General features: G+C 62.8%; 14 protein-coding genes and 1 pseudogene. 2 read left to right on the top strand and 13 right to left on the bottom strand.

The genetic code is table 11. The features are described 5' to 3' along the window. From QZ634_RS21460 to QZ634_RS21425, 8 genes and pseudogenes are all read right to left on the bottom strand, one after another. The coding region (locus QZ634_RS21460; RefSeq protein ID WP_291991486.1) for a hypothetical protein at positions 1 to 186 on the bottom strand (186 nt) is incomplete at its 3' end. A gap of 47 nt (positions 187 to 233) precedes the next feature. Further along, positions 234 to 461 (bottom strand): hypothetical protein, encoded by a 228-nt coding sequence (locus QZ634_RS21455; protein ID WP_291991483.1) that lies wholly within the window; start codon positions 459 to 461, stop codon positions 234 to 236. Continuing rightward, positions 458 to 841, bottom strand: coding sequence for a secretin and TonB N-terminal domain-containing protein (locus QZ634_RS21625; protein ID WP_366145438.1), 384 nt, complete (start codon positions 839 to 841; stop codon positions 458 to 460). Before QZ634_RS21625 ends, QZ634_RS21455 begins: the two co-directional genes overlap by 4 nt. Further along, positions 824 to 1,638 (bottom strand): annotated as a pseudogene (locus QZ634_RS21445) (AMIN domain-containing protein); the annotation flags it as partial. The pseudogene QZ634_RS21445 and the gene QZ634_RS21625, both read right to left, overlap by 18 nt. Positions 1,639 to 1,740: 102 nt before the next feature. Beyond that, positions 1,741 to 2,256 carry a pilus assembly protein PilP gene (locus QZ634_RS21440; RefSeq protein WP_291990125.1) on the bottom strand — a complete coding sequence of 172 codons (516 nt, stop codon included), beginning with the start codon at positions 2,254 to 2,256 and terminating at the stop codon, positions 1,741 to 1,743. After that, the gene (locus tag QZ634_RS21435; RefSeq protein WP_291990126.1) at positions 2,253 to 2,930 is read right to left on the bottom strand and encodes a type 4a pilus biogenesis protein PilO; all 678 of its coding nucleotides are present in this window, start codon (positions 2,928 to 2,930) and stop codon (positions 2,253 to 2,255) included. The genes QZ634_RS21440 and QZ634_RS21435 overlap by 4 nt, the downstream gene beginning before the upstream one ends. Then, positions 2,927 to 3,493 carry a PilN domain-containing protein gene (locus tag QZ634_RS21430; RefSeq protein WP_291990128.1) on the bottom strand — a complete coding sequence of 189 codons (567 nt, stop codon included), beginning with the start codon at positions 3,491 to 3,493 and terminating at the stop codon, positions 2,927 to 2,929. The genes QZ634_RS21435 and QZ634_RS21430 overlap by 4 nt, the downstream gene beginning before the upstream one ends. Further along, entirely contained in the window at positions 3,490 to 4,569 is a 1,080-nt protein-coding gene (locus QZ634_RS21425; protein ID WP_291990131.1) for a pilus assembly protein PilM, read from the bottom strand. The genes QZ634_RS21430 and QZ634_RS21425 overlap by 4 nt, the downstream gene beginning before the upstream one ends. Before the next feature lie 370 nt (positions 4,570 to 4,939). Between QZ634_RS21425 and QZ634_RS21420 the strand changes: the two genes are divergently transcribed. Continuing rightward, the gene (locus QZ634_RS21420; RefSeq protein WP_291990133.1) at positions 4,940 to 7,234 is read left to right on the top strand and encodes a penicillin-binding protein 1A; all 2,295 of its coding nucleotides are present in this window, start codon (positions 4,940 to 4,942) and stop codon (positions 7,232 to 7,234) included. A gap of 24 nt (positions 7,235 to 7,258) precedes the next feature. After that, positions 7,259 to 9,091, top strand: coding sequence for a lipid A export permease/ATP-binding protein MsbA (gene msbA, locus QZ634_RS21415; protein WP_291990135.1), 1,833 nt, complete (start codon positions 7,259 to 7,261; stop codon positions 9,089 to 9,091). 52 nt (positions 9,092 to 9,143) lie between these two features. Here msbA and QZ634_RS21410 read toward each other — a convergent pair whose 3' ends face one another. From QZ634_RS21410 to QZ634_RS21390, 5 genes are read right to left on the bottom strand one after another with little or no spacing between them, the layout of a single operon-like run. Continuing rightward, the gene (locus QZ634_RS21410) at positions 9,144 to 10,646 is read right to left on the bottom strand and encodes a lipopolysaccharide kinase InaA family protein (protein ID WP_291990137.1); all 1,503 of its coding nucleotides are present in this window, start codon (positions 10,644 to 10,646) and stop codon (positions 9,144 to 9,146) included. Continuing rightward, the gene (locus QZ634_RS21405; protein WP_291991480.1) at positions 10,633 to 11,400 is read right to left on the bottom strand and encodes a lipopolysaccharide kinase InaA family protein; all 768 of its coding nucleotides are present in this window, start codon (positions 11,398 to 11,400) and stop codon (positions 10,633 to 10,635) included. The genes QZ634_RS21410 and QZ634_RS21405 overlap by 14 nt, the downstream gene beginning before the upstream one ends. Continuing rightward, positions 11,397 to 12,221, bottom strand: coding sequence for a lipopolysaccharide core heptose(I) kinase RfaP (rfaP, locus tag QZ634_RS21400; RefSeq protein ID WP_291991479.1), 825 nt, complete (start codon positions 12,219 to 12,221; stop codon positions 11,397 to 11,399). Before rfaP ends, QZ634_RS21405 begins: the two co-directional genes overlap by 4 nt. After that, entirely contained in the window at positions 12,218 to 13,339 is a 1,122-nt protein-coding gene (locus QZ634_RS21395) for a glycosyltransferase family 4 protein (protein WP_291991478.1), read from the bottom strand. Before QZ634_RS21395 ends, rfaP begins: the two co-directional genes overlap by 4 nt. Before the next feature lie 52 nt (positions 13,340 to 13,391). Next, positions 13,392 to 14,285: a lysophospholipid acyltransferase family protein gene (locus tag QZ634_RS21390; protein ID WP_291991477.1), complete on the bottom strand. Its 894-nt coding sequence runs from the start codon at positions 14,283 to 14,285 to the stop codon at positions 13,392 to 13,394. Positions 14,286 to 14,296 lie beyond the last annotated feature (11 nt).

The raw sequence follows: 14,296 nt of genomic DNA, 5'->3' as shown, positions 1-14,296 counted from the left end.
ATCTGGGGGCGTTACTTTCAACGCCAGGTTGGCCTTCCGGAACGAGACGCTGGTGGCACCTGAACTGGTTGCCTGCTGATAGGGAATTTCGACGCCCTGCTCGATGATCGCCTCAACCTGGTTGGCAGTCATCACGCGCGGACTGGAGATCACCTTGCCGCGACCGTCGGCTTCGAGCGCCGAAATTTCGGCCGTCAGGAACTGCGTCAGGGCGTTGTTGAAGAGCAGGAAATTCAGCGTACCGGCGTTTCCGGTCCGTGGCGTCGCTGGCAGGTTGACCTGCGTTCCGCCATGTCAAGCTGACCACTGACGGCTCCCCCTCCGACGCTGACCGCGCCGTCGGGGAAGGTTTGCCGCCAGCCCAGGCGGACGCCGAGGTTCTTCGCAAAACTGTCGCCAGCCTCGACGATCCGCGCTTCGATCATCACCTGCCGAGCGGCGATGTCGACCTTGGCAATCATCGCTCGCACTTCGTCCAGGCGGCTCGGCGTGTCCTTGACGAAGAGAATGTTCGAGCGCTCCTCGACAACGGCGCGCTGCCACGCTTGGAAAGCACGGTCTGCTTGGGGTCGATGAGCAGTTTCTGCACCGCGTCGGCCTTGATGTAGTTCATCTGGAAGCTCTCGGCCACCAGGGGCTCGAGGTCACCAATCTGTATTCTCGATTCGAAGTCGAGCTTTTCCTTGGTCGCGATCTCCTCGCGCGGCGCAATCAGAATGACGTTGCCATTCTTGCGCATGTCGAGGCCCTTCTGCTGCATGATGATGTCCAGCGCCTGATCCCAGGGAACGTCCTTGAGGATCAAGGTAATCGCACCGCCGACGGAATCGCTGACCACCATGTTCATGCCGGTAAACTCACCGATCACCTGCAGCAGGCGGCGGACATCGACGTTCTGGAAGTTGAGCGACAGCTTTTCGCCCTGATAGCCACCGCGACTCCCCTGCACCAACTTGTTCGGGTTCTCGATGATCGGCTTGACTTCAATGACGAACTGCGTGTCGCTCTGGTAGGCGTTGTGCTCCCAGAGCCCCTGCGGGGTAATCGTCATGCGCGTATTCGGCCCTTTTGAACCGTATTCACCTTTACCACCGGCGTTGCAAAATCGGTCACATCGAGCTTCTTCTGCAGCGCAGCCGGAACGGTCACGTTGGCGAAATCGACGACCAGATTCGCGCCTTGCTGGCGGATGTCGATACCGGCGTTGGCGTCGCTCAGATCGACGGTAATCCGTCCCTCACCGTCCTTGCCGCGCCGGAAGACGATGTCGCGAACGGTGTTCGCGCTGCTCGACGGGAGCGCTTTGGCGAAATGCTCGACGGCGGTCGCGCCCTGCGTCGTGGCGCTCGGCACCAGAGCGAGCAGCAGGCTATTGCCTTCAATGGTCGCCTCATAGGTCATCGGCTTGTGCAGGTTCAGGACCAGGCGGGTGCGATCCTCGGCCTGGACGATATTGGCGCTCTTCAGATCGCCCTCGTTATACGCTTGACTCGATCTGCCCAGGCCGTTGGTCGTATTCGAAAAATCGAAGGCGATGCGCGCAGGTTTGGCGACACTGAATGCTGGCGGCAATACCTTCAATGGTTCCTTGAAGGTGAGCTTGACGTTGAGCACCGAGCCCTGCTGAATGACATTCATCGACTCGATCGAATTCGAGCCACCGTCCTGCGCGTTGACCATCCCGGAGGTCAACAGCACGGCTCCGACCAGGCCGAGGAGGTATCGTTTGATCTGCTTCATTTACTTCGCTCCCTTTTCCTGCAACAGCAGGCTGCTCGTTCTCTCCACCCAATCACCGGCAGAATCCTGAACAAGCTCTCGCAAAACCACCTCTGATTCGGAAACGTCGACCACCACGCCGAAGTTCTGCCCCATGTAGTTGCCGATCTTGACCTGGTACAAGGCGCTCTCGACCTGAATGATGGCATACGACACCTTCGCCCTGGTCATCACGCCGACATACTTCAGCGATTCCAGAGGGTACAGCTCCAGGGGTTCCTTGGGTCGATCGAGATCAGGCTTGAAGCCACCGCCGCCCTTTCTGGTATCCGACCCCAGCTTGGCTGGCTTGAACGGGTCGATCAGGTCGCCCACGTCGTAGGGCACGGGCTCGTAGGCTTCGACCACCGGCAGCGGCGGTATTTTTCCCTTGGCATCCTGCGCGACCGTGCTCATCCACTCGCGGATATCCTCATGATCGCCGCTGGAGCAGGCGACCAGAAAAGCGCTAGCCAGCAAGGCAAGGAGTTTGCTCATCGCCTGCCACCCTTGGCCGCCGCCTCGGCAGCCCTCCTCTTCGCCGCCAGCTCTTCCGCATCAAGATAGCGGAAGGTCTTGACAACCGCATCGAGCACCAGGCTTCCATCCTTGCGCTGCGGGTTATCTACGATCGAGATATTGTTCAAGGTGACAATTCTGGACAACTTGCCGATATCTCCCGCGAAAGCCCCGAAGTCATGGTAGGTCCCCGTCAGGCGCACGTCGACGGGCAGTTCGGCATAGAAATCCTGCACCTGCTCGCTACCGGGCTTGAAGAGATCGAACTGCAGGCCCCGGCCCATCCCCGCCTGGTTGACTTCGACCAGCAACGCCTCGACTTCGGACTTGTTGGGCAGCTGCTTGAGCAGCGCACCGAAGGAGCGGTCGATTTCATCCAGCTGCTGAACGTAGAGGTCGAGGTTGACGGCCTGCTTCTTCTTGGCCACGAACTGGTCTTTCAGCCTTTGCTCTTCGTGACCCTTGCTCTCCAGCGCGTCGAGCTGGTCAGCCCAGACAAACCACCAGCCAGCCAGCAAGAGGATCACCAACAAACCAACCAGCACGGTCACCCGCGGCGCAACGGGCCACGCCCCGGGATCCTGTGGATCGAGATTCTCGAAGTCTCTGAGCATCTCGCGGAAATCGATAGATGGCAGCTCGGGCTTCTTCATTTCTGCCCCTCCTGGCCCGCAGCAGCCCTCTTCAGGGAGGCGTACATGCTGAATTCGTTGAGGCGACGCTTGTCAACCAGCACCGCCTTGATCTCGATCAAACGAGGTTTCTCAAGCCACGGTGACGCCTCGATGTTGCGCATCAGCGTCGAAACGCGAGCGCTGGACTGCGCGTAGCCAATCAGATGGATGCTCTGTCCGACCTGCTTGAGCGAGCGAACATACACCCCCTCAGGCATCTGCTTGGTGAGTTCGCTGAGCAAGCGCACGGCTTCCGCCCGGTCTCGCTGCAAGGATTCGATGATCCGCTTGCGCGCCATCAGGGCGTCGCTTTGCGCCTTGAGCCGCTTGATTTGATCGATCTGCTTGTCAAGTACGGCGATCTCGGTCTGGAGAAAGGCGTTCTTGGCGTCCTGGGCGGCAATATAGCCGCCAATCACGGAGTAAACGAGAAAGACGATCAGCCCGGAAAGAACGCTGATCAAGCCGAACAGGGCATAGAACTGCTGTCGCCGCGCGCGTCGCTTCTCTTCCCGATGCGGCAGGAGGTTGATGCGGATCATTCGTCGAACCTCCGCAGCGCAAGACCACAGGCAACCATCAAGGACGAGGCATCAGTCAACAGATTCTTGGTGCGCACGCGATCGGAAAGCAGCATATTGGCAAACGGATTGGCAATGATGGTGTTGATCTGCGTGCGCGACGCGACGACTTCGTCGGCTCCGGCGATGACCGCACAGCCGCCGGCCAGAACGATGTGGTTGATCTGGTTGAACTGGGTCGAAGTAAAAAAGAACTGCAGGGCACGCGACAGCTCCAGCGCCATCGACTCAAGAAACGGCCGCAAGAGCTCCGCTTCGTACTGCTCGGGCAAGTTGTTGCGGCGCTTTTCCGCTTCTGCCTCCTCGAAGCTCATGCTGAACAGGCGAGCAATATCCTGCGTCAGCTGGTTTCCGCCAAACGCCTGCTCGCGAACGTAAAGCTGCTGGCCGTTGCGCAGGACGGTCAGGTTCATCACGTTGGCACCGACATCGACCAAGGCGACAATCTGCCCCTGACCACCCTCGGGAAGCTGTTTTTCGATCAGCTCGAACGCCGCCAGTACGGCATAGGACTCGACATCTAGAACCACAGGCTTGAGACCTGCCGCTTCGGCAACGGCGACACGGTCCTCCACCTTTTCCTTGCGCGACGCCGCGATCAGCACCTCGATTTCGTCCGGAGACGATGGCACCGGCCCGACCACCTGAAAATCCAGATTGACCTCTTCGAGCGCAAAGGGGATGTACTGGTTAGCCTCGGACTCGACCAGCACTTCCAGCTCTTCTTCCCTTTGGCCGGCCGCAACGATGATCTTCTTGGTAATGACGTGCGACGCCGGCAAGGCAATGGCAACCTGCTTGGTCACGGTCGCCATCCTCTTCCACGCGCGCCGGACCGACTCGGCCGCAGCCTCCAGGTTGACAATGTTGCCATCCGAGACGACGTCCCTGGGCAAGACCTCAATCGCATAACGCTCGACGCGGTAACCGCCTTTTGCGTCGCTGGCCAGCTCCACCATCTTGACCGACGATGAACTGATATCGAGACCGATCAGGGAGCGCGCCTTGGGATTGAAGATCGAAAGATCAAGCTGCAAATCGCCACCCTCCGACAAAAACCCTTCAAAAATTTGTAGTTAGCGTATTTATTGATACTTTACTTTAGATGCTAGCAACAAGCTCCCGACGTGTAAAGCAATTTCATGGTTGTTACTGGGGACATCGCTCATTAGGCCAGGAGTGTAGCGTAAACCACTAAAACTATTGGCTTTCCATTGCTTTACCATGACCAGGAGATGGCCAGCGTGAAAGACCCTGGCGCCAGCGGGCAGCAACGTCGAGGGCAGCATCGTCGCTTCCGTCGCTTCGCCGCTCGCCTCCGGACAGCATAGCCGCGCCGATCTTCGCGCCTTTTTCGCGGCCGCGCCAATATAATAGCGGGATCTGCCTTTCATTCCGGACGCCGTGTTGCCTACCGCCCTCCGCTGGATCCTGTACCCGATCGTGTTTGTTGCCGGCCTCGCCGCCATAGCCCTGGCCATGGTGGCTGTGGTTCTCAGCCTGGCCTACCCGAACCTGCCGTCGCTGGAGATCCTTACCGACTACCGGCCCAAAGTGCCGCTGCGGGTGTACACCGCTGACGGCTATCTGATCGGCGAATTCGGTGAGGAACGTCGCGCCGTGGTCAGCATAAATGAGGTTCCGGCGATCATGAAGCAGGCCATCCTGGCCGCCGAAGACGAGCGCTTCTATCAGCACAGCGGCGTGGACACGCTGGGCATCCTGCGCGCACTGCAAGCCAACCTGATGAGTGGCGGCAAGCGCCAGGGCGCTTCGACGATCACCCAGCAAGTGGCCAAGAACTTCTTTCTTTCCTCCGAGAAAACCTACACCCGCAAGCTCTACGAAGCGCTGCTGTCTTTCAAGATCGAACACAACCTGAGCAAGGATCAGATTCTCGAACTCTATATCAACCAGATATTTCTCGGCCAGCGCGCTTACGGATTCGCCGCTGCGGCGCAGACCTATTTCGGCAAACCGCTGGTTGACCTGACCATCGCCGAGGTGGCCATGCTTGCCGGGCTGCCGAAAGCCCCCTCTGCCGACAACCCGGTCGCCAAACCAAAGCGTGCGCGCATTCGTCAGCAATACGTTCTGCGGCGCATGAACGACCTGGGGTTCATCACCGACGAGCAGTACGACGCCGCCCTGGCGCAAGCCCTGGTGATCAAGCGCGACGTCAGCGAGACGCCAATGCACGCCCAGTACGTCACCGAAATGGCGCGCCAGATCGCCGCCGAGCGTTTTCCGGAGGATGTCTACACACGCGGCCTGCGCGTCTACACGACCATTCTCAAGGCCGATCAGGAGGCTGCCTACGACAGCGTGCGGCGAGGCGTCCTCGACTATGACCGCCGACACGGTTACCGGGGTGCCGAGGCCTACGTCGACATCAGCCGGATCAAATCAGAGCAGGACGAAGGTCTCGAAGAACTGCTGCAGGACTTCACCGACGCCGAAGACATGCACCCGGCGATCATCCTGCAAGCCAGCAGCAAGGCGATTCGAGCCTACCGGCGGGGCGGCGAGATCGTCACCCTCAGTGGGGAGGGGCTGAAGTTCGCAGCACGCATGATCGATGACAAGGCTCCGGCCAACAAGCGCCTCAGCAGGGGCGCGGTCATTCGCGTTCAGAGCGACGAGAAAGACAACTGGCGCATCGTTCAGATGCCCGAGGTGGAAGCCGCCTTCCTGGCCGCCGATCCGCGCGACGGCGCCATACGCGCACTGGTTGGCGGCTTTGATTTCAACCGCAGCAAGTTCAATCACACGACGCAGGCATGGCGCCAGCCGGGTTCGAGTTTCAAGCCGTTTATCTATTCGGCAGCGCTAGAAAGGGGCTTCACCCCCGCCTCGGTGATCAGCGACGAACCAATCAGCTTCCCGGCAACGGTCACTGGCAGTCAGGCCTGGGAGCCGAAAAACTACGACGGCAAGTACGAAGGGCCGATGCGCATTCGTCGAGCGCTCGCCAGATCGAAGAACATGGTCTCCATCCGTCTCCTGCAGGCGAGCGGCGTGCGCTTTGTCCAGGACTACGTGACGCGCTTTGGCTTTGACGCCGACAAACACCCGCCCTACCTGACCATGGCACTGGGCGCCGGCGCGGCCACCCCCTGGCAGATGGTCGCCGGCTACGCGATCTTCGCCAACGGCGGCTACCATATTCGGCCGTACATAGTCAGCCAGATACTGGATGACAAGAATCAGCTGCTGGCGCAGGCCGCGCCAACGACTGCCGGCGATGAACGCCTGCGCGCGATCGACCCCCGCAACGCCTTCCTGATGGACAGCCTGCTGCGCGACGTGACCATCTACGGAACCGGGGCGCGTGCTTCGGCGACGCTCAAGCGGCGTGACCTCGCCGGCAAGACGGGAACCACCAACGATCAGGTCGACGCCTGGTTCTGCGGCTACCAGCAAACCGTCGTTGCCTGCGCGTGGATCGGCTTCGACCAACCGAAGAATCTTGGCCGGCGAGAGACCGGCGGCTCGGCAGCGCTGCCGATCTGGATCAGCTACATGGGCAAGGCACTGAAGGATGTCCCCGAGTCGTTTCTGCCCACTCCGGACGGAGTCGTCTCGGTCGCCATTCCCGATGCTGGCAAAGGACCTGCCAGGGAATGGTTCTACAAGGAAAACGCGCCGGCCGAAATCGAGCCTGTGTGGCCCACCGACGACAGCAGCGAAGCCGTCGACTGAGTTCCCTCGACAGCCTGCCAGAGAATGTCAACCGCCAGCAACCCCGCCAAACCAGCCAAACCAGCCACCTCCTCACTGCGCATCTATTTCCGGCTGCTCGGCTATCTGCGGCCGTTTCTCGGCATGTTCGCCATCAGCCTGGTGGGCTACATGATCTTCGCCTCGTCGCAACCGATGATGGCCGGGATTCTGAAGTACCTTGTCGACGAACTGAACGAACCGAGCAGCGTCACGCGACACGCCAATGCCTTCACCGGCGACCTCGACCTGACCTACGGCGTACCGCTGCTGCTGGTCATTGTCGTCACCTGGCAGGGGGTCGGCTCCTTTCTTGGCAACTACTACCTGGCGAGGGTCTCGCTGGGCCTGATCCACGACCTCAGGCGCGCCCTCTTCGACAGCCTGCTACACCTGCCGAATGGCTATTTCGATCAACACAACACCGGTCATCTGATCTCGCGAATCACCTACGACGTAACCATGGTCACCGGCGCGGCGACCGACGCGATCAAGGTCGTCATTCGCGAGGGACTGACGGTCATCTTCCTCTTCGGCTACCTGCTGTGGATGAACTGGCGACTGACGCTGGTGATGGTGGCCATCCTGCCGATCATCGGCGTGATGGTGACCCGGGCCAGCCGCAAGTTTCGCCGGCAAAGCCTCAAGATCCAGGCGACCATGGGCGACCTGACGCATGTCGCCTCGGAAACCATCCAGGGCTACCGCGTGGTACGCAGTTTCGGCGGCGAGAATTACGAGTCGACGCGCTTCCGGGTGGCCAGCGAGGACAACACCGCCAAGCAGTTGCGCATGGTCAGGACGAGCGCGACTTACACCCCGGCGCTGCAGTTGGTCACCTTTTCCGCGATGGCCGTCCTGCTGGTGTTGGTCCTGGCGCTGCGCGGCGACGCCTCGGCGGGCGACCTGGTCGCCTATCTCACCGCCGCCGGGATGTTGCCCAAGCCCATTCGCCAGTTGTCCGAAGTCAGCTCGACGATTCAGAAAGGGCTGGCCGGCGCCGAAAGCATTTTTTCCCAGATCGACCAGGAGCCGGAGCCCGATAACGGACGCATCGAAAAGCAGAGAGTCAGCGGTCGGCTAGAAGTGAAGGACCTGTCCTTCGTCTATCCGGGCAGCACTGCGCGCATTCTCGACCGGATCAGCTTCGCGATCGAACCAGGACAGATGGTCGCCCTTGTCGGGCGCTCGGGTAGCGGCAAGTCGACACTGGCCAATCTCATTCCCCGCTTCTACCATCACGACTCGGGCCAGATTCTCATCGACGGCATCGACGTCGAGGACTTCACGCTGCGCAACCTGCGCCAACATCTCGCCCTGGTCACCCAACAGGTGGTGCTGTTCAACGATACTGTGGCCAGCAACATCGCCTACGGCGACCTTTCCGACTCGCCACGCGAGGCCATCGAAAACGCCGCCGAAGCCGCCTTCGCTCGCGAGTTCATCGACCGTCTGCCTGACGGCTTCGAGACCATGGTCGGGGAAAACGGCGTCATGCTCTCCGGCGGCCAGCGGCAGCGGCTGGCGATCGCCCGAGCCCTGCTCAAGGATGCGCCGATCCTGATCCTCGACGAGGCAACTTCAGCGCTCGACACCGAGTCCGAACGCCATATTCAGAACGCTCTCGACCGGGTGATCGCCGCCCGAACGACGCTGGTCATCGCCCACCGCCTGTCGACGATCGAAAAGGCCGACCTGATTCTGGTCATGGATCAGGGACGCATCGTCGAACGCGGCAATCACGCCGAGCTCCTGGCCAACGACGGCCACTACACACGCCTGCACGCGATGCAATTCAGCGAGCCAGCGGCGGACAACACCCCGGCCGCCGTCGGCTGATCGTCTGCCGCAGGCGACCACCCGGAGCGGATCAGTCGCACAAGCCGTCGCTTCAGCTGCAGGCGCCGGGCAGCTGCTCGTCGAGCCAGCGCTGCAGCGCACAGGCCGACGGCCAGTTGCGCAACAGGCGGGCGCGATCCCGCCGCCACGCGCGCTCGTACGCGGCCACCGACCGATGCTGCACGACGCCGTCGAGATCGATGAGCAGGACGCGCTCGCCGTCCCAGAGCAGATTGGTCGCCTTGAGATCACCATGACTGATCCGATGCCGACGCAATGCTCCGAATAGCTCCCGTATTGCGTTCGCCTCGGCAGGCGGGGGCTCGCAATCCGCTGCCAGATGGTTGAGCAGATTGGGGCCAGGGCAGTACTCGCAGATCAGCCAGGCACGTCGGCGCAGCGGCCCGCAGCGCTCCTCGACCAGCGCCAGCGGCCCGGGCGTCGGGATGCCGAAGAAGAGTAGCCGATGCGCCTCGCGCCACGAATGCCAGGCGCGACTGGGGCGCCACAGGCGGCCGAACGCGTGGCGCAGGTTCTTGAGGTTGTAGCGTTTGATGAGCAGCGTCCGCGCATTCACCACGATGCGCGCCACCGTGGTCGTGCCGCCATCCTTGAATACCTTGCCGCTCGCCACGGCGCTGTCAAGCGAGGCCAGCGAGGCCAGCACGGGAGCCAGTGTTTCAGCCTCCTCGCGGCGCACGGCGCTGAAGCGCGCGCGGGTGTGCTCGACTGCGAACAGCGTGCACTCGCGAACCGTCTTGGCCAGGAAGTCGCCCAGCCGCCAGGCTCTGACGCGTTCGATATTGCGCCGCAAGACCGCCTGCTCGGGCAACAACGGCTGCTCGGCCGTGTAGGCCGGCAGCAAGGCGGCGAGCTGCCCGTCCCACACGGGTGGCAACTGCGCCAGCAGAACCGCCAGGTTGGCGCCGGCGTCCGCCGGCGGCAGGGGCTGTCCCCGGCTGATGACGCGCACCGCGTCGCCGTCGACGACCAGCATCCTGCCCTGATGACGCAGGAAATTTCCGAGGTGCAGGTCGTCCTGCACCAGGCCGGCGGCGTGCAGACGGCCAAGCATGCCCAGCGCCGGCGCCAGGACAGCCAGCGCTTCAGCGTCCCCAGCTGCTCGTTCCGAGACTCCCGCCCAGGCTTCGGCAAGGCTCTGCGCGGGTTCGAGAAAAACCGTCAGCAAAGCGTAGCCGCCAGCGGCCATGGCCGTCGCGACGACCAGTTCAGGGGTCGACACCTCCGCCTGCCGAAGCGCATCGAGACCGCCACGTTCGTGCCGCCAGTGTTTTTCGCAGCGCCGCCCGACGAACAGTTTGGCGAGCACCCGCCGGCCATCGAGTTCCGCTTCGCCGACCAGCCGCTTGCCGGGAAGGACGCGCAACAGCCGGCGCATGATCAAGGGGCGGCCATCGGCCAGGGTCACGCAAAACGGCAGTGGCGGCTGGCGACCGGCGGCGCGCAGCGTTGCCGCATCGCTCACCACGGGCAAGCCGGTTTCCGACGCGGTCGCGCGCCGCGGCACCGCCGCGCCGCGCCTAGTCTCGGCCATCGAAGAAGCCGACGATCTTGGCGATTCGCTGCCGATCGCCATTGTCCACGCGCGAGTTTTGCGTGTAGTCAAGATAGAAACGCAAACGCTGACTGCGCGAAAGTGTCTTGCTCGCCAGTTTGTCGAGGCAGGCAAGATCCTTGACGATCCGGTAGTCGAGAATCGTGCCGCGATAGTAGCTGCCACTCGGGCAATCGATCAGATAAACGGTCGGCGACGGTCCGCCATCGACCAGCAGGTTGCGCCACTTCAGATCGTTGTGCGCGAAACCGGCGTCGTGCAGAGTCCGCGTGAGCCTGGCGATCTGTCGCGAGACCTGGGTCAGCCAGGCACGATCGGCCAGACGCGGATCGTCGCTGTGCGCCAGGTAGGCGAGGTCCATGGTATCCGGGATTTCCTCGGTGACCAGCGCGCCGCGAAGGAAGCCGCCAAAACGCCGTTCCAGGCCGTAGGCAACCAGGGTTGCGGTCGGAATGCCCCAGGCCCGAAAGGCCAGCAGGTTCCGCCATTCGGCACGCACCCGCGGCGGCCCCAGCCAGCGCCGCAGACCGAACCAGCGACGGCGCAGGTTCTTGCCGTTGCCACTGTAGCGTTTGACGTAGTAGCGCTTGCCGCCGACGCCGACACGCAGCACTCGACTCAGCGAGTCCTGGGCCATCGTCTCGCCATCCAGCGCAAAGACCTTGTCGATGTCGCCAAAGCGCTCGCCCGCTTCGCTGCTCGCGAACTGCGGATTTATCCACCACGCCCTCATGTCATCTCCCCTGCCGCCACCTTACGTTCGAAACGCGCCTGCAAGCGAGGCGTTTCTCTTTCCAGGTGGGCGAGCAATGGCGCTTCATCGCGCAGAATCTGCCGCAAGGGGCAGGCAAAATAAGCCCCCAGAAAGCGCAGCAGGTCACGTTTGGTCAGGCCGATATCGAGCGCCGAAAAATAGAGTGCGGCCAGATCCTTGTCGCGCCAGCGCCGCGGCAACTGCCCTCTCAGCTGCGCCCGGTGCAGATCGATCAGAGACAGCCTGAACCGGTCGGCCGTCGGTGCGGGGTCGAGGTGCAGAAGAAAATGACAGAGATAGAAATCGCGATGGTTCACTCCCCCGCGATGCATTTTTCCCGCCATGCCGGCGACGCGGCCAATCAGCGCGCGTTTCAGGCGCACGCCGGGTGGATGACTTGCCCAGGCGCAGCAAAAGTCTTCGAGGCTGAGCGTCGGCGCCAGTTCCTCGGTGATGATGAACGAGTGCTGCCGCCCGGGGTTGCGGCCGCGCACTCCGAAGGCGACGGCACGCATGCTGTCGACGCCGAGTTCGCCCAGGCGCCGGATTGCCCGCCACTCGTTCGCAGCGCCGAGTACCGGCAGGCGCAGCGAAAGCAGGTTCTTGACGATTTCGGGCCAGCCCACGCCACGATGGATCTTGACGAAGTAGCCACGCCCGGCGATTTCTGTGCGCAGGGTGCGGCGCCCCTCGAGTTCGCGGAAGACCTCGCCGGCGAGGGCCTCGACGGCGGCGAAGGGATCCTGCCCCGCCCACAGCGAGCGAAAGGGCTCGTCAAGGACGAGCACGCCGCCGCTCAAGGCGGAGCCTTCAGGATCAACTCGGCGGCGCGTTCGGCGTTGCTGTAGATGTCCGCGTGCTCGGCAAACTCCAGGCCACGCGACCGCCATTGCCGACGTGCCGGCTCGTCGCTCAGCATCTGCGCCAGCAAGCGGTCGAGAGACGCCTGTTGAAACGGCTCCGAAACGACCAGCCCGGCGTGGGCATCACTGACGAAATGCGCGTAGCCGCAAACGGCGGTGGTGAGCACCGGCAGGCCGGCGACCATCGCCTCGAGCAAGACGGTGCCGGTATTCTCGTTGTAGGCCGGATGGATGAGCAGGTCGGCGCCGAGGAGAAAGCGCGGGATGTCGCTGCGACCGCGCAGGATACGTACCCGCTCGGCCACTCCGAGTGCCCGCGCCTGGGCATGAAAAAGCTTCGCCTCGTCGTCGCCGATGGCGAACAGCCGGCAACGGCTGGCGAGCGCTGCCGGCAGCGCGGCGAGAGCCTTCAGGCTGCGATCCAGTCCCTTGGTCCTGAAGCCCGAGCCGATCTGCAGCACGAGCAGGTCATCTTCTGCCAGCGCGAACTCGCGCCGAAAAGCGGCGCGGATCTCGGCGGCATTGCCGGGCGCGCGGCGATCGAGCGCGATCCCCGGCGGCAGAAGATGGAAGCGCTCGCCGGGCGTGGCGTAGTACTTCTCGAACAACGGCCTTTGCAGCGGCGAGATGAGGAGGATCTGGGTACGCGCCTGAGCCGCGAAAACGGCGCGCTCGTAGGCCGCGAAATGGCGGTAGCGTCCCGTCATCCGATAGAGCGCACCGCGCAGCGTACGCGCCTTTTCCTCAAAGCACGGGTCGGCCGCAAAATAGACGTCCAGTCCAGGCATCTTGTTGAAACCGACGACCCGGTCGGCCGGTCGTCTGGCCAGATCGTCACCCACCCAGCCACTGAATTTCGCATAACGGCGTTGATTGGTCAGCGCCTTGACGGGCACCAGGAGCACTTCGAAGCCCGCCGGAACATCGCCGCGCCATTCCAGCGTGTAGACCCTGATGGCGTGACCACGCCCCTGGCAAGCCAGGGCAATACGCAGAAAATCGCGCTGCAGGCCTCCGAAAGGGAAGTACTTGTACAAACAGAAGGCGATCTGCATCAGGGAATCCCCACGCCGGAAACAGGCATGCAGCGACCATGGCCAGAAGCAATCACCGCTGCGCCTCCGACTGGGCGCTCTGCTCCGCAGCTTCTGCCGACGAAGGCAAAGCCTCGCTGCTCCGCCGCCGCTTGTAGCGGTTGTAGCCCCAGAGGTACTGCTGGGGGCACTGGCGAACCAGCACTTCGATCTGCTGGTTGATCCGCTGCGCGCGCTCTTCGAGGCTGCCGCAGATCGGCTCGGTCGGCGCCTGCAGATGAAAATGGTAGCCTTTCCCAGCGGGTAGGCGCTCGGCCCAGACCATGATCACACTCGCCCCGGTCTCGACCAGCCGTGCAGCGAGGGTCATCGTATAGGCGGGTCTGCCGAAAAAGTCCAGCCAGCGCCCTTCGCCCGCCCGCGGCGCCTGGTCCGGCAGCATGCCCACCGCTTCACCGCGCTTCAACGCCTTGAGCAGGCCGCGAACGCCGGAAAGATCGGCCGCCGCCAGGTGCAATTGCGCGCGCGCGCGCCCGGCTTCGATCATCGTTTGCAACCAGGGCTGCTTGGGCGGCCGATAGAGAACGGTAATCGGCGCATGGGTAGACAGGTACTGTGCGGTGACCTCGAAACATCCCAGATGCGGCGTCAGGTAGAGTATCCCCTTGCCCCGCCGCGAAGCCGCTTCGACCAGTTCCCAGCCAGAGACCTCGACGACACGGCTGGCGGTCTCGGCGAGCGGCCGCAACCAGATGCTTGGCAGTTCGAGCATCCCCTTGCCGGCTTCAGCGATGGCTGCCGAGCGGATACGTCCCGCTTCGACGTCGCCCAGTGCAAGCAGCATGTTCTCGCGCAGGTGACGGCGATACCTTGGCGACAGCAGCCAGGTCAGCCAGCCGAGAACAGAGCCCAGAGCATGCAGCCAGGCGAGCGGCAGGCGGCTGAGGAGGCGAAAAAGTGTAATCACGTAACCATCCG

The organism is Candidatus Accumulibacter sp. ACC007 (assembly GCF_907163205.1).
Taxonomy (GTDB): domain Bacteria; phylum Pseudomonadota; class Gammaproteobacteria; order Burkholderiales; family Rhodocyclaceae; genus Accumulibacter; species Accumulibacter regalis.
Note: the sequence above shows the minus strand (reverse complement) of the source record. Positions and strands in the feature narration are given on the sequence as shown.

What these genes read in the sequence shown, in the direction of transcription:
- QZ634_RS21455 (WP_291991483.1), bottom strand. Translation starts at nt 461, where the DNA reads ATGATTGCCAAGGTCGACATCGCCGCTCGGCAGGTGATGATCGAAGCG.
- QZ634_RS21625 (WP_366145438.1), bottom strand. Translation starts at nt 841, where the DNA reads ATGGTGGTCAGCGATTCCGTCGGCGGTGCGATTACCTTGATCCTCAAG.
- QZ634_RS21440 (WP_291990125.1), bottom strand. Translation starts at nt 2,256, where the DNA reads ATGAGCAAACTCCTTGCCTTGCTGGCTAGCGCTTTTCTGGTCGCCTGC.
- QZ634_RS21435 (WP_291990126.1), bottom strand. Translation starts at nt 2,930, where the DNA reads ATGAAGAAGCCCGAGCTGCCATCTATCGATTTCCGCGAGATGCTCAGA.
- QZ634_RS21430 (WP_291990128.1), bottom strand. Translation starts at nt 3,493, where the DNA reads ATGATCCGCATCAACCTCCTGCCGCATCGGGAAGAGAAGCGACGCGCG.
- msbA (WP_291990135.1), top strand. Translation starts at nt 7,259, where the DNA reads ATGTCAACCGCCAGCAACCCCGCCAAACCAGCCAAACCAGCCACCTCC.
- QZ634_RS21410 (WP_291990137.1), bottom strand. Translation starts at nt 10,646, where the DNA reads ATGGCCGAGACTAGGCGCGGCGCGGCGGTGCCGCGGCGCGCGACCGCG.
- QZ634_RS21405 (WP_291991480.1), bottom strand. Translation starts at nt 11,400, where the DNA reads ATGAGGGCGTGGTGGATAAATCCGCAGTTCGCGAGCAGCGAAGCGGGC.
- QZ634_RS21395 (WP_291991478.1), bottom strand. Translation starts at nt 13,339, where the DNA reads ATGCAGATCGCCTTCTGTTTGTACAAGTACTTCCCTTTCGGAGGCCTG.